At 35.3% G+C, this 15,684-nt stretch carries 12 protein-coding genes, 2 tRNA genes and 1 pseudogene; 10 read left to right on the forward strand and 5 right to left on the reverse strand.

Annotated features, from left to right (window positions below):
• The first annotated feature begins 97 nt into the window (after positions 1 to 97).
• The 8 genes and pseudogenes from D1013_RS08195 (at position 98) to D1013_RS08230 (ending at position 8,241) form a co-directional block, all read left to right on the forward strand.
• Positions 98 to 181 (forward strand) — tRNA-Ser (locus D1013_RS08195).
• Between the two features lie 25 nt (positions 182 to 206).
• Positions 207 to 281: transfer RNA gene (locus D1013_RS08200), tRNA-Pro, on the forward strand.
• A 223-nt stretch (positions 282 to 504) separates the two neighbouring features.
• A complete protein-coding gene (locus D1013_RS08205) occupies positions 505 to 1,128 on the forward strand; it encodes a CatB-related O-acetyltransferase (RefSeq protein ID WP_121848369.1) in 624 nt (207 codons plus the stop codon).
• 7 nt (positions 1,129 to 1,135) lie between these two features.
• Entirely contained in the window at positions 1,136 to 2,113 is a 978-nt protein-coding gene (locus D1013_RS08210; protein WP_121848370.1) for an AraC family transcriptional regulator, read from the forward strand.
• A gap of 99 nt (positions 2,114 to 2,212) precedes the next feature.
• A pseudogene (locus D1013_RS08215) lies at positions 2,213 to 2,938 on the forward strand (DUF4386 domain-containing protein).
• Entirely contained in the window at positions 2,935 to 4,161 is a 1,227-nt protein-coding gene (locus D1013_RS08220) for an alpha/beta hydrolase-fold protein (RefSeq protein WP_121848371.1), read from the forward strand. Before D1013_RS08215 ends, D1013_RS08220 begins: the two are co-directional and overlap by 4 nt.
• Before the next feature lie 31 nt (positions 4,162 to 4,192).
• Entirely contained in the window at positions 4,193 to 5,065 is an 873-nt protein-coding gene (locus D1013_RS08225; RefSeq protein ID WP_121848372.1) for an ABC transporter ATP-binding protein, read from the forward strand.
• A gap of 2 nt (positions 5,066 to 5,067) precedes the next feature.
• Entirely contained in the window at positions 5,068 to 8,241 is a 3,174-nt protein-coding gene (locus tag D1013_RS08230; RefSeq protein ID WP_121848373.1) for an ABC transporter permease/M1 family aminopeptidase, read from the forward strand.
• Positions 8,242 to 8,509: 268 nt separating this feature from the next.
• Here the strand turns inward: D1013_RS08230 and D1013_RS20630 are convergent, their stop codons facing one another.
• The 5 genes from D1013_RS20630 to D1013_RS08255 all read right to left on the reverse strand — a co-directional run bounded on the left by D1013_RS20630 (position 8,510) and on the right by D1013_RS08255 (position 13,021).
• Entirely contained in the window at positions 8,510 to 10,027 is a 1,518-nt protein-coding gene (locus D1013_RS20630; protein ID WP_317125499.1) for a TlpA family protein disulfide reductase, read from the reverse strand.
• Between the two features lie 239 nt (positions 10,028 to 10,266).
• Positions 10,267 to 10,833: a hypothetical protein gene (locus tag D1013_RS08240; protein WP_225621511.1), complete on the reverse strand. Its 567-nt coding sequence runs from the start codon at positions 10,831 to 10,833 to the stop codon at positions 10,267 to 10,269.
• 135 nt (positions 10,834 to 10,968) lie between these two features.
• Positions 10,969 to 11,694, reverse strand: a complete 726-nt coding sequence (locus tag D1013_RS08245) for a DUF6090 family protein (protein ID WP_121848376.1) — start codon at positions 11,692 to 11,694, stop codon at positions 10,969 to 10,971.
• 417 nt (positions 11,695 to 12,111) lie between these two features.
• Entirely contained in the window at positions 12,112 to 12,288 is a 177-nt protein-coding gene (locus D1013_RS20335) for a glycine zipper domain-containing protein (protein WP_162987845.1), read from the reverse strand.
• Positions 12,289 to 12,595: 307 nt separating this feature from the next.
• Entirely contained in the window at positions 12,596 to 13,021 is a 426-nt protein-coding gene (locus D1013_RS08255; protein ID WP_121848378.1) for a DUF1801 domain-containing protein, read from the reverse strand.
• A gap of 774 nt (positions 13,022 to 13,795) precedes the next feature.
• On the opposite strand from D1013_RS08255, the gene D1013_RS08260 reads away from it, so the two are divergent.
• The gene (locus D1013_RS08260) at positions 13,796 to 14,659 is read left to right on the forward strand and encodes a DUF6268 family outer membrane beta-barrel protein (protein ID WP_162987846.1); all 864 of its coding nucleotides are present in this window, start codon (positions 13,796 to 13,798) and stop codon (positions 14,657 to 14,659) included.
• 272 nt (positions 14,660 to 14,931) lie between these two features.
• Positions 14,932 to 15,681, forward strand: a complete 750-nt coding sequence (locus D1013_RS08265) for a sensor histidine kinase (RefSeq protein WP_162987847.1) — start codon at positions 14,932 to 14,934, stop codon at positions 15,679 to 15,681.
• The last annotated feature ends 3 nt before the right edge of the window (positions 15,682 to 15,684 follow it).

Raw genomic sequence — 15,684 nt, forward strand, 5'->3', positions numbered from 1 at the left:
CAAATAAAATTTTGCTAACTCGAATACTATAAAGTACATTTGCATCCGCATTTTGGCCCGACGGAGGTTGGGCAACGTTCTTAAAAGAATTAATATTGGAGAGGTGCCGGAGTGGTAACGGAGCAGATTGCTAATCTGTCAGCGCGTAAGTGCTGCCTGGGTTCGAGTCCCAGTCTCTCCGCTTTTTTCCAAATAAAAATAACCTTCGGGGTGTAGCGTAGCCCGGTTATCGCGCCTGCTTTGGGAGCAGGAGGTCGCAGGTTCGAATCCTGCCACCCCGACAATTAAATGAAAACCAGTAAAGTTTTTTTACTGGTTTTTTTTATTCATTTAAAAAAGAATGGACTTTATTCACCTCAAAGTAAATTCTAATAGTTACAATAGTTATTCTTCGAAACCCTTTTCGAATAATTACACCATTACCGATTTGATCCGGTCTTAACTTAATAGGTTTTTCGAACTTAATAGGGTTTTAATATTCTCAGGTTTTTTTAATTTAAACAAATGAAAATCCCTGATGCAAATTCAATATTCCCACTAAAGCATTATGACAATCTTTGCTATTTAAAGAATATTATTAAAAGCCCTAATATCAAGGTGGGAGATTATACCTATTATGACGATTTTGAAGATGTTCAGAATTTTGTAAAAAATGTAAAATACCATTTCGATTTTATTGGGGACAAGCTAATTATTGGAAAATTCTGCATGATTGCTTCCGGTGCTACTTTTATAATGAATGGAGGAAATCATCTTACGGAGGCAATAACAACTTATCCCTTTGCCATATTTGGCGGGGATTGGCAAAATGCTATGGAAGGTAAAAGCTATCCAAGTAAGGGTGATACCATCATCGGGAACGATGTGTGGATTGGACATGATGCCACCATCATGCCAGGTGTAACAATTGGTGATGGTGCTATTATTGCGACCAAATCCGTAGTGACTAAAAATGTAGCTGCATATTCCATTGTTGGCGGAAATCCTGCAAAAGAAATACGAAAGCGATTTGATGAGGAAAAGATTCAACAGCTTTTAAATTTACAATGGTGGAATTGGAGTATTGAGAAGATTACGAAAAATGTGAAGCTATTAACTGGCAATGACCTCAGTGAACTAATTGAATAATTGAATTATGCCGTTTGTTTCTTCATCCATTTACATAAAAGCGATTGAATTAGCATTGAGAGAAGGATTGTCTCCCAAATTATTGGGAGAACATTATCCTTTAAACAAGACTGGCACATATGTACCAATGTCTTCGCTTCTAGAGGTATATGAGCTTGCAGAAGAAAACTTGCCGCCAAATTTTGGATTAAGGCAAGGTAAGCAATTGAAAACTACCGATTACGGTACGTTAGGTTTGTCATGGAGAACCTGTTTACAGGCGATAGATGTTTTGAGAAATGTTAGGCGTTATATGGTTTTGGTAACCAATGAAGGAAGCATTGATTTACGCGAAGGGACGTCTACAATTTCACTGACTTTAGATAGGGATATTTACAGAAAAGGCATTAAAACTACTATTGAGGCGCCTTTTGTAATGTTGCTTGATGTGATTAAAGAAGCAACAGGAAAACAGATAAAACCTGTGAAGGTTTGTTTTAAGCATAACATTACTAATATTAAAGATTTTACAGAATATTTCGGATGTCCTGTATATTCAAAGGCTGAAGAGAACTCCATAACTTTCGATGCCGAAACTCTTAAAATTACTACGCTTAAAGCCGATAGGTTTATCCATGATTTCTTAACCCAAAGAATGGAGGAGGAAAAGAAAGAGTTATCTCAAAAGGAAGATGAACTTACCGAAGAAATCAATAAAATTCTTAAAGAATCGATGGCAAGTGGCATTCCAAGCTTAACTCAGATTGGTGACTATTTAGGAATTAGCGGAAGAACCCTAAAAAGGAGACTATCCGATCGAGATTTAACTTTTAGGGATTTGGTTCAAAAAAACCGAAAAGAAACAGCCATTAGTTTGCTATCGAATTCTTCACGATCTATTGGAGAAATAGCTTTTTTAACCGGATTCTCTGAACAAAGTGCTTTTAATAGGGCATTTAAAAAATGGACAGGAAGCACCCCAAATCAATACCGTAAGGCTAATTAATAATAATTGTCCTCAATTGTCAATTGTTTGGAACAATCAGTCAAAAAATGGTCGCTCATCTCTTAGAAATTTGCTTTCAATAGCAAATACTAAGAAGCGATGGAGAGCATCAACTCATTTGTCAGTTTAAAGCTGATACGTCTTACCGGTTTATTTTACTTGATTGTAATTATTTGCGCAGGGTTTAGCCAAGGTTATGTTCGGGGCACTTTGGTAGTGCCTGAAGATGCCTTTTTAACAGCTGAAAATATTTTACAAAATAAAACTCTTTTTAAGCTTGGGCTTACCACTGACCTTATTGCATTTTTATTCGATGTAGTCATTTCCGTATGCTTATATCAAATTTTTAAGCCCTTTCACAAAGGTATCGCTCTAATAGGTTCGAGTTTTAGACTCATTGCCCATCCTGCCATAGGAAGTTTCAACCTTCTAAATCATTATATGGCGGTAGAGGTATTGGATTCTAATGTTTTGGTTGGTTCTTTTAGTGATGGGCAACTTCAGGAAGTGAGTAGCCTGCTAATGGAAGCGCACCATTATGGCTATCTGATTGCCGGAGCATTTTTTGGTATTCACTGTGTTTTACTGGGCATACTTATCTATTAGTCTAACGTATTTCCAAAAATCTTTGGCGGGTTGTTATTGGGTTCTGGTTTAGGATACCTGATAGAAACTTTCGGAAACTTCAATTTTTCTGGATATGAAACCTATACCGCTTTGATAGTTGGTTTTGCTGCCGCCATAGGGGAGGTAGGAATTACGATTTACATGCTAACTAAAGGTGCCACCACATCATACAAACGATTGAAAAAAATAACGGAATGAAAAAGAGTAATTTGAATATTTTGACATTCTTGTTCATTGTGGGGTTGCTTACAGTAAAATCATATGGACAATTGGCCCGTAAGATTGAAATGACCGATGATAATCGACTATTGGGTTTGGGTACACAGCACATAATCAAGTCAGATATTTTGAATGAAGAGCGTCCTATTGTTATTTCATTACCTCACGGTTATGAAGAAACCCAATTTAACTACCCGGTATTATATTTATTGGATGGTTTACAAAATATAAAGCACACCGTTGGAACAGTGGAGCATTTGACCGAATCAGGTTTAATACCTTCCATAATTGTAGTGGGTATAGAGAGCTTAGATAGAAATAGAGATTTAACTCCTTCTCAGGCAGGACAGGGTATACATGGCGGTGTTGGAAATAAGGGTATATCACAAAGTGGAGGTGCTCCCGTATTTCTTGAGTTTCTAAAAGAAGAATTGATTCCCTTTGTGGATGATAACTATCGAACGCATCCATATCGGATAATAGAAGGCCATTCTTTAGGAGGCTTGTTCAGTGTTTATGCGTTTATGGAAAGCCCTGACCTCTTTGATGCTTTCATTATAGAAGCCCCAGCACTTTGGTGGAACGGGGAAGAAATGACGGAACAGGCAAAAACCTTTTTCCAATCGGATGGGAGCCTGAATAAAACCGTTTACTTTGGTATTGGTGGTGGAGACGGTTGGGGAATGCGGGAAGAGCTAATCAGGTATGTTGAGGTAGTAAAACAGAAAACTCCAAAGAACTTCAGGTGGTTACACGAAGAGGTTGGTGATGAAGGGCATATGGCATCCCGGATGCTCCTCAATTATAATGGACTCAAGTTCTTGTTTTCAGATTTAAAAATCAGCGATGACCTAGTCAATAATTTTAGTGAAGAAAGCTTCCAAAATTCCGAACAGCAACTTTTGAATAAATACGGGGAAACCGCAAGAAGACCTGCTGAAGATTATTTTACACTTGTTTCGGCATTGGTCGATAATGAGAATGATAAAGGGGCCATAACGGTGCTTAAAAGGGCGACTGAAGCTTACCCGGTGTACGTCGGACTTCTGACTTATTTGGCACAGCTATATGAAAAAATAAATCAAAAGAACAAAGCAATTGATACCTATCTGCTTGGGGTTGAAGTTTCTAAAAGATATAAGCTGGGGCAAGAAGATGATTTTCAAATAGAAATAGAAAGATTGCGAAAAAACCAAAACTAAAACCATAAATAGTCAATCAAAAACGAACAATATGAATAGTTTAAAAATTACAGACCTTAATCTTACCTATAAGAATGGTTACAACGCCATTAATGGAATTTCCCTGGACATTAAAAATGGAATGTTTGGTCTATTGGGCCCCAATGGTGCCGGTAAATCATCCTTAATGAAAACTATAGTAGGGTTACAAAAACCATCTTCGGGCACCATAGAGTTTAATGATATAGATATAGTCGAGCAAAGTGATTATATCAAGAAGAACCTAGGGTTTTTACCACAAGATTTTGGGGTGTACCCAAGAGTAAATGCTTATGATTTATTGAACCATATTGCCATTTTAAAAGGTATTAGTAACAAATTAGAGCGTCAAAATCAGATTCAATACCTGTTGGAAAAGGTGAATCTATGGCATTTTAAAGATAAAGAGGTTCATACGTTTTCGGGTGGAATGAAACAACGTTTTGGCGTGGCGCAAGCCTTATTGGGAAATCCTAAAATAATCATCGTAGACGAACCAACGGCTGGGTTAGACCCCGAAGAGCGTAACCGTTTCAACACTCTTTTAAGTGATATTAGTACGGAAGTCATTGTCATTTTGTCAACTCATTTAGTTGAAGACGTAAAAAATCTCTGTTCTGAAATGACCATTATGAACAAGGGTAGAATCTTGAAAACAGGAAAGCCTAAGGCATTAATTGAAGAGCTACAAGGTAAGATTTGGTCAAAATCTATTGTTAAAAGTGAATTGGAATATTACCAAACCACCTTCAAGGTCATTAGTCAGCAACTCATTGAACGTCAATTACAGATTACGGTATGTTCATCTGAAAGGTTAGAGGGGTTCCACCTAACAGAACCCATATTAGAGCACGTTTACTTTAATGTTCTTTCACAAAACAACTAATTATGAACGCTATATTTCAGTTTCAAGTAAGGCATAGTAGTAATCGTTGGGTTTTGGGCTTAACAGCTCTTATTTTATTGTTTATAGGCTTGTTTGCAGGCTACAAATTCAACCTGACCGCCGGCGAAGGAATTTATCTTAATTCGCCGTATACCATAGGGTTTATGGTAGCATTATTGAGTCTTTCAATTATATTTTTAGCCATCTTGTTTGCGCTAGAGATCCTGTATAAAGAGTGGGATTCAAAATTTGATATCATACTATTCTCTTACCCTGTTTCCCTCAAAAAGTATTTATTAGGCAAGTTTTCCTTTTTTGCCACCAAAACACTGTTGAGCTTTTTCATTTTGATTGTTGGCTTTGTAGTTGGTCAAAATTTGCGAACAGGCGATGAAATGCAATTAGGGTTCAACCTCTGGTCATACGTGTATCCGTTCTTGATTTTTGGGGTAGTGAATTGTCTTCTTGTATGTAGTTTTCTGTTCATGATTGCCTATACCACCCGTAAAAAATTATTGGTTGTTATTGGTGGGTTATTGCTCTATGTTCTTTATATGGTGCTGTTAGTGTTTTCTAATTCCCCTTTCATGGCCGGGAGTATGCCACAATCTATAGAGGTGCAACAATTATCATCGATTATAGACCCCTTTGGTACATCTGCATACTTTTTTGAGGCCAGACATTTTAGTGTAATAGAGAAGAATGAGTTCGTCACGCCCTTATTAGGATTTCTGGCTTTGAACAGAACCGTTTATGTATTGTTATCAATGGTCTTTTTGTGGATGGCCAATCGCTATTATGCGTTTACTAAAACAGTAAGCAAAAAGGAATTAAAGCAAAAAAAACTAAGGAAGCCTAATCCAACGAGTCACATAATACAGAATGTTAAAACACCGACGTTCAATTTTGCGAAGGCATCAGAAGTTAAAGCTGTTCTGTCCTTTGCTAAAGTAGATTTAATTTACCTCTTTAAAAGTGTAACGATTGTAGCAGTTTCTATTTTGCTAGTGTTTTTTGTAGGAATGGAAATGTTTGCAGAAATCGATAAAGGCATTCGTTTACCTGAATACTATGCTAGTTCAGGGCTTTTGGCCACTTCCATTTCCCAAAGCTTTCATTTGTTGGCAGCTTTAATATTGGTCTATTTTGTTAATGATTTGTACTGGAGAAGTTATGCTGCTAATTTTTATTTAATAGAGCAGAGCACATTTTTTTCTAAGGTAAAATTAAAAGGGCATCTAATTTCGGTAAGTGCATTAGTTGTGTTCTTTACGATACTACTTGTCTTATTGGCTCTCGTATTTCAAGTAAGTTATGGCTATTTTCATATCGATTGGTGGGCTTATTGGGGCGTCGTGGTTTTCAATACGCTTCCTCTCATTTTATTGGCTGCTTTTTTAGTGATTATCAACAGCCTCTTAAAAAATAAATATGCGGCGCTTGGTGTTTCTATTTTGTCGGTAATCGTTCTTACCACACCCTTAATAAAAATGGTGATACCATATCCTTTACTACATGTTTTTTCTGGATTTAGGGGAATTTATAGTGACCTAAATGGGTATGGGGTTTACCTTCCAGCCTTTATGTACCGTTTGTGTTTTGGAACAGGTCTATTAGGTATTTTGTGGATGTTACATTCCTATTTCAACACCAGAGCGTGGACAAAATTAAAATCGGGTCTGGTGGTACTTTTTCTGGGATTGGCTCTTTTTAGTGGTTCGAAATTTATAAACGGGTATATCCCCAAAAATGAAGATGCCAAGGTCTTGGAAGCTGCTAGTTATGAAAAAAACTACCGCCATTATCAAGATGTAGCGCAACCCACCATTACAGAAGTAGGCACTAAAATAGACTTATATCCCTCTGAAAATGCCTATCAAATAGAAGGAACCTATACCCTGGAAAATTTAGCTGATGAATCCATTGGAAGTATTCTATTCAATTTTCACTCTGACTTAAAATTAGAGGACGCAACACTTAGAATACACGATGATGAAATTTCAATAGATGAGTTTGTCTCAGAGGTTAAACTGGATGCACCATTGATCCCAAATGAAGTGTGTACGTTAAAATTCAAACTGTCCTATAAATGGTATGCTGTTAACGGCCACGAATCTTTTAATGCCATAGTGGATAACGGCTCATTTATGAGAATTAGCAATTATTACCCAGCCCTAGGCTATCAATCTGATAACGAATTAGAAGATGTACAAAAACGGGAAGACTATGGATTAGGGGAGCCAAACGCATTAAAATCATTGGAGATGCCTGAAGTTTACATCAAGGATTTTATTGACCTAAACATGACTGTGTCTACGGAGGTTGGTCAAACGCCCATAGGTATCGGAAACCTAAAAAAGTCTTGGACAGAAAACGGAAGGGTGTATAGTCAGTACAAAACGAACGGACTTCCCTTTAGGTTTGCAGTAGCATCTTCTAAGTATCAAAAAAAATCTATAACACATAGGGGCATCGCTATTGAAGTGTTATATGATGAAAGGCACCTCGAGAATGTAGATAGATTAGTAAACAATGCGGTGTTGAGTCTAGATTATTGCATAGATAATTTTAATGGGTACCCATTTGAAAAAATAAGCTTTGTTGAGGTCTCCTCTTTTACAAGCGGCTTTGCGGCTACAGCATATCCCGCCACCATTTTTATGACCGAGAACATGATTTTCCATACCAATATAGAGAGTGACCCAACCAAAGATGTGATCAATGAATTGGCAGGTCATGAACTGGCCCATATTTGGTGGGGAAACAGCCAAATAAACCCAGATGAAAGAGAAGGCGCTTCCATGCTTACGGAATCCTTAGCCATGTACACCGAAATGATGATTTACAAAAAACTGTATGGTAAAGAGCGTATGATGGAACGTGTTCAGGTTCACCAACAAATTTATGATAATGAAAAAGGGCTTTACGGTAATACACCGTTGTACAAAGTGCCTTATGGTGCAACACACATAGCCTACTCAAAGGGTGCCATTGCTATGGTCAAACTATCTGAATTGATAGGTGAAGAAAAAGTAAATGAAGCACTTAAGAACTTTTTACTCCATAATAAATACCCTCAAAAGCCCACGTCTTTAGACTTGTTGGAAGAATTTTACAATGTTGCACCCAATCAAGATGCTAAATCTGAAATGGTGAAGCTGTTTACGACTATATGACGAAAAGATGAATGCCTAAAGCCACACGGATATGGCGAGTTGCATTCGCGGCTTGCTGCCGCAATGGTAGCCATTCGACGCCTATTCGCTATATCCGATGTTAGATACAGTGGCAAAGGCAATTTAGTGAAAATAAAATGGGGTTGGAGCCGTAGTTTTGGCGGATGTGCAGTCGTACTGCGTGGCGTTAAGGATATTTAGTGTTTGCTGTCGGGTCGGAGTGGCGCAAACACGTGCCGCAGGCGTTGTGACTAACGGTTATACATTGTTATATGCTGGCCGTAATTAGTTCAATAAGTTCTTTTTCACTTGGTCTAGGTGCATTGTCATTTATTATTTTACCATCCTTTCCAAAAAGTAAATATCTCGGAATGGTTTTGATGTTATAATTTTTATAAAGATTGGATTCTTTCCAATTTGATATTATGTGATTTTCTTCTTCTTTCGACAGATTTTCTAATTTGGAAGCCCTAACCCAAGATGAATAGTCATTATCTATTGAAATTTCTATGACTTTAAGTTTGTCTTCATTGAATTTTTGTTTTAAGTCTTTAAGAAATGGCATTTCCTTTCGGCAAGGAGCACACCAACTTGCCCAAAAGTCCACTAAAACTAATTTGCCTCTATATTTTGAAAGCACTTCTTCGAAAGTCAACTCGCTGTCATTAACAAGGTTAGTTAATATTCCAACAGTTCTATCGGTTGCATTTAGTCTCTTTGAATTCTCCTTTTGCTTATCAATAAAAGAAATCCATTTATTTTTAAATTCTTCATTTTTGTTAACTGTATAAAATTTTGTTAGATATTGGTCGAATTTTGGTTTTTCAACAAAAAATATACTTTTAAGATAGGAGTTCAATAAAACCTCTTTTGTGGAATTATTCAAAAATGTCTCTTGTTTATTAACAAAGTCAAATAGTACAGAATTCTGAACTTGATTATCTTCTTTAAAATATTTGTATAAAATCAAAGCCTTCAAAAATTCTATATATTCTTCATTGTTAAGTAATTCTTTTTCATGAAGATTTACACCTAAACTTTGAATGTCCAACTCTATATTATGGTTTTTAGCTTCTCTAATTGTAGCAGTAGCAAACTTTAATTTTTGATTTATTTTTTCTGTTGAATAGAATTTATCTGAAATGCTATTACTGGCATTTAGACTATCTAGTAATTTAATTGAGTTTCTCTTTATTTTTTCTGAATCGTATTTGTTATTTTGAATTTCGCTCTCATCGATTACTATTGCCTTACTTTTGAGATTATATATATAAAGAAGATAACCGAAATTTATTTCACCCCAAGTTCTATAACTATTCAATAGTGTAAATATAGGATACTCAATCTGTTTAGATTGATTAACATCTATTTTTTCAATATCGATTAAGAGGCTATCTCCCTTTTCAAGTTGTAACTCATAGAAAAATCCAACGAACGGATCGCCACCAATTATTTTGATAGTGTTTTGTGTTGGTATAGTTACTGATGTTTTGTTTTCTTTAAATCCGAGATACAACATGTCAGGCTTGTCCTGCATTTCATTCACGAAAAGATTTGTGAAAAGTGTATTTATAGTGTCATTCACATTAATGACAACCTCGTTCCTTTTTTCGATTTTCTTTTCTTTGATGATTGAAACTTCAGAACTATTTTCTTTCTTTTTTTCTTGACAGCCAAAAAGAGAGAATAATGATATTATTAGTAAAATGTTTTTCATCGGCTTGTATAAAACGCCACGCGGATATAGGGAGTTGCGTTGGCAACTTGCTGCCGCAATGGTAGCCATTAGACGCATGTTCGCCATACCCTATGTTAGGTACAGTGTCAAAGGCAATTTAGTGAAAATAATGAATGGGGTTGGTGCCTTAGTTTTGGCGGATGTGCAGTCGTACTGCGTGGCTAGTTGCGTGATTCGTTCGGTAAGATATCAAAAAAACGGAATAGGGACTAGGCGGAATTCGCTAGAATTCTGTGAGAGTTCTTTCATAGACAATTAGTCATATACGTCGTTGCTCTTTCGTTTATTTATTTTGATTTTGAATATTCGATCAATTCCTCAACGTAGTGAAAATCTCCTTGATTTTGAGTGAGTTTTATGAAGTTTTTTACAGCAGGTGCATATAACCAAACTTCTGTTTCATTCGCACTATATCCTCGGGAATTGGTTGTTTTACCCGTGTATTTTATAGTGTAGGCCATAAATGTTCCGGCTTCTACGGTTTCTTCTTTGTAGGACAAAACTTCGGCATCCTGACTTTGGTTTCCAGTTGTACCATCTTGACTCGTCCAACTGTTTTCAAATTTCCATGTTTTACCAACTTCGAGAGGCCAGTCGTACTTGGGTGTTTCGCTTACTTCTGGTTTAACGATTTCGGTAACAGGAATAGTATCTTTACCAATAGTTATACCTAGGGCTCGTTTAAAACTTACAATTTCTCTTGTATCTGTTCCATCCGAGCGAACCTCTCCTTCAGTAGTTACACCTTTATATTTCCAGACCCATTTTTCGCCAAGCTGATAGTCAGTTAGAGTCGGTTGGTTGGTAGTGCTGGATTTAGTTGAGTTGTTACAGGAGGAACTTAGTAATACCATGGCAAGTACTACTAGAATTCGATATTTCATTTTATTCTTTAGGACATATGACGTTATAGATTCAAATTTGTTACAACTACTAAAAGTGGCTGCCAAGCAGTAAATCTTTTAAGTTTGAATTTATTTTTAGTTGTTTTATTTCAAAGATTTGTATTCAATATCTATTAGCGCGATTAACTCCGTTATACTATTTTTTAATAAAACTGATTGCCTTGTATAATAATTAAGTTGTCTAGAAGAAATGTAAATATCAGCTAATATTCGTTTGTCTGTAATTATAATTGGTGAACCAAAGTCACCATATTTTATTTCATACGCATATTTATTTCGCAATTCATTAGAACGATCTAGCACATCCTCTCCAATACTAATGATATTTTGGGCTTCCAATTCATAGATATTTTGAATATTATTAAATAGCTCACGATTTCTTATGATGTTTGACTTTCCTTCAGATATCATTGAATTATAAGTTCCAATTTTTGGTCGAAATTTTCTATCTGTAAAGAAAATATATTCCAATTCTGAAACTCCTTCCACCTTAGGTAGCTTACCAATAATTTCCTCGAATATCAAGTCAATAGTTGTGTCTTGAGACATTAATTGAGCTATGCGCCACTTGTGATCTTTAATTACTTGAGACAACAATAATGTATCTTGAACTAAATCACTCTTTATTTCTTTGAGATAAACTTTTTCTGCATCTCTGGTTTTTTTTAACTCATTCGAGTTATTTATACTAAGCGCAATTAAAATTCCAATAACTACAAGAATAATTTCTCCGATGGCATAAAGAACATAATTAACGACCTTTTTATCTCTTATCATATTATGTCTTATTTTTCTAAAGATTTTTGCCATTGGTTTATTTTGGATTTTACTGAAGCACAAAGCCACGCGGATATGTCGAGTTGCATTCGCAGCTTGCTGCCATTAGTAATGGTAGCCATTAGACCCATATTCGCCATATCCGATGTTAGATATAGTGGCAAAGGCAATTTAGTGAAAATAATGAATGGGGTTGGTGCCTTAGTTTTGGCGGATGTGTAGTCGTACTGCAAGGCGTTAGGAACATTTAGTGTTCGCGGTCGGCACGAAGTGGCGCAAACACTTGCCGCAGGTATTATTACTAACGTGTTTGTGTATGGAAAGTTGAGCTTCTGCGGGTGAGAATTTTTCGCAGGAAAATCAGACGTAACAAAAATGCAACTACCTTTGTTTAAGCACTATGTAGCGATTTTTTGAAATATGTGATTAACTACAGTTCTTTTTAAGATATTAGAATTTATTACTTTCTTCTGATGTGTTTTTTTTGTCAAGTGTAGATCCTATTCCGACTCCAATAGCTATGCCAAGACTAAGCCATAATGCTAGATTATCTGTTGCAACTCCAACAGCGGTCCCAATTCCAACTCCGATTGCAATTCCAATTGCTAGTTTGTTATTTTTTTTCATAAAGATTTTATTATTTAAATTTTTTGATGTCTATTCTGTTCATTACATAATGTCATAACAGATACCAATTTTATTAGTGCTCTTGTGGTATTAAATGTTACAAATATTATTTTAGAATATTGCTTATAAGTATCTCTTTAAGACAATTGTAGCTAACGTTTAGTACACGAAAAGTAGGCGATTTCGAAGCGCGAAACTTTCGAATAAGCACAAAATTTTGATACAAGCTGAAACCGTTAATTTTACTGCTATTTTGCCCATTTTTTATATAAATTGTTGGCGGTTCGTTGTTTTTTGTTTTCTTTCATTAAGTTGTTTGTTCTACTCCGTCCCGTATTGCCTCTTCAAGTGTGGCAATATTTATGTCTTTCAATTTTTTGAACTTAATACAATAGCCTGTTACACTTGCCTTACCTATTGTTTTTCCATAGGTTTCAGGTAAATACTTTTTGTTTTCAATACCCATTATATAAACAGATATACCCGTTGTGTTTGCACTAATTCCAACTTGAAAAAACTCTTTGGTTTTTCCGTTAGCATATTTTATTGTTTGAAGTCCATAGCCGATTTGAGGATTAGTTACTATTTTGCCTTTATCGTCCTTGCCATCTAAAAACCAAAGTTTGGCATCTGGTAGAACTTGAAGTATCTGATTATGCAAAACTTCAACGTCCGAACGTTTTGGTTCGGGTTGTGAAGCAATGTAATTTTTAATTTGTTCTTGTATACCCATACGCTGTTCTTTAGCAACTAAATCTTAATTATTAATTATAAGCTCGTACTTGTCGTTTTTATTATTGAATCGGTTGCATTATCCTTGTATTTCATTTTTTTGTTATGAATTTTCAATGTCTTTGGCTGGCTTGTTTTCCAATGACCGCTAACTTGATTATATGCTGAACTTTATTGTGCATATATCACCAAACTAGTTGGCTATGCTCAAGTTTTGTAGAATATCTTTCAGTACAGTTTCCTTGTGTTATTTAAACAGCGTTCAATATAAAGATAATTAAAGGTCATCAAAAAAAGGTTGTTGATGTTGTTCTCAGTTCAGTGGGTTATATGATGATAGTCTTAGGGCTTCACTAGTTGAAAAGTTTGAGATTTAAAGATGTATTATCCGTGAGTTCAAAAACTGTTTTCGCCATTTATTTTTTAAAAGTAAATGGCATGATAATGATGATAAATCTTTAAATCAAACGTGGTTTCTACCACCCCAACTTTCTTAACATATTCCGGTTACTTAAAACATAAAAGATTAGTAATCATAGCGGTAATTAATATTCTGTTGAATCTGAACACTATTACCTAAAATTTTATAATGAATCTTCAATTTTTAGTAGAATTTATCCATGAAAATTGAAGATTCATGGTCAACATTTCAAGGTTTGTATACAATAATTGATAGCAATAGAAGGGCCTATTTAGATTTGTGCAAAAATTAAATTTGAAAAATTTTCTATCAATAGCTATTCTAATAATCAGTTCTATTCAACTGTCAGCGCAGATGAATGAAGATTTAGGTTTTCTGACCTTTTCTTTCTCTCCCTTAGGTAGTGATAATATAGAATATCGGAGTACTGATATGGGGGGTAGTATTCCTATGAGAATTCAAAAAGGTGTCTTGATTAGTTCCCTTAATTATAGTTTTACTAATATAAAAGTCGATAATCCAAATCTGGAATATTCCGCAAGTGAGTTAGAGCATATACATTCATTAAGTTATGCCTTATCCTATATTCATCCTTTAGAAAACAACTGGAAATTACTGGGAAGGGGCGGGTTAATGGCGGTATCCAATTTTTCTTCGGCCTTAACAGCAGATGACTTGTTTTTAAATGGAACATTATTGCTCATCAAACGCTTACAAAAAGAAGAAAAATTATCTGTATTAAGTTTTGGCGGTGGTTACGCGACCTTAGCAGGAAAGCCTATGTTTTTTCCCTATATCAATTATTTTAAGCAGAGTAGTCGGCATTGGTCATACAATCTCGGCTTTCCCCAAGCTTTCTTGCGCTATCATTTTAGCCCTCATACTAGGTTAAGTCTAAATGCAAGCATCAATGGCCTGTATGCCAACTTTAGTAAGCCTATTGTTGTTGATGTTGTTGGCCTTAATGAAACGGCAAAAAAGTTATCATTTAGAACCGGTTTTTTGGGTATAGAATATCAAAATCAACTGGGTAAATATTGGAATCTTTTTTTGAAAGCCGAATATGCCTTTTGGGGAGATTACATGTTAGAAGATAACTTTGAAAATGATATTTTTAAGCAAGATGTATCAAAAGGATTGTATTTTACAACCGGCATGAAACTGAATGTTCTAAGAAACAAAACAAGAGGTACGAAGCCGAGAACGGAGTCTAATTAAGAAATGTACCGATTACTTCAAATATTCGTATGGTGAAGAAAAAATTACAGTCTAAAATTTTGATTCACACGGTAATCTGGTTGTTTTTCGTGCTGATTATTTCATCTCAGATATACCTTCATACGAGCGAGGTACCTTATAATTTTTTTACAAGAATACTTTTTAATATTAGCTTGTTCTATATCAATTACAGTATTCTGGTACCATATTTTTTACTTAGAGAAAAAAGAATCTGGTATGTTACGTTAGTACTTTTACTTTGTTTCATAGCTATGCAGATTCATATTTCACTTGATATTTATATTCAATCTGGATTTTTGATGAATGGTGTTGCTAAAGCCTTTACCGCGGTAAGTATTCTCTTATATATTTTTCTTGGTTCAACTATACGTGTCTTTGAAGAGTGGCGTCGTAATGAACTGAAAAAGAGAAAAATTCAAGAAGAAAGAAATATGACCGAACTCAAGGCCCTCAAAAATCAGATCAACCCACACTTTCTTTTTAACTCTTTAAATAATATATATTCCCTTGTGGTTAAAGAGTCAAAAAAAGCACCAATGCAAATAATTATGTTGTCTGATTTAATGCGTTATATGCTATATCAAACAGATGATGAGTTTGTATATTTAAAAAGTGAAATTGAATACCTGCAAAATTATGTGGCCCTTCAAAAAATGCGATTGTACAATAATGCCGGAGTACGCCTGCAAGTAATAGGGGAATTAGAGGGTCAAAGGATCCGACCATTGCTATTTGTGTCAATTGTAGAGAATGCATTTAAGTATGGTACCTACAATGTAAATGATGTGCTAATTGAAATACTGTTTAAAATTAAAGGCAATAATATTTATTTTGAGTGTCGAAACAAAATAGGAGGGGAGATTAAGGAAACAGCGGATTCTGGTATTGGACTCAAAAATACCAAGGAACGTTTTGAATTACTATATCCTGATAAACATGATATTACAATCCGTTCAACGGATGAGATTTTTGAAATTGGCATACATTTAAATTTGATATAGCCA

The sequence above is a fragment of the Euzebyella marina genome (assembly GCF_003687485.1).
Classification (GTDB): Bacteria; Bacteroidota; Bacteroidia; order Flavobacteriales; family Flavobacteriaceae; genus Euzebyella; species Euzebyella marina.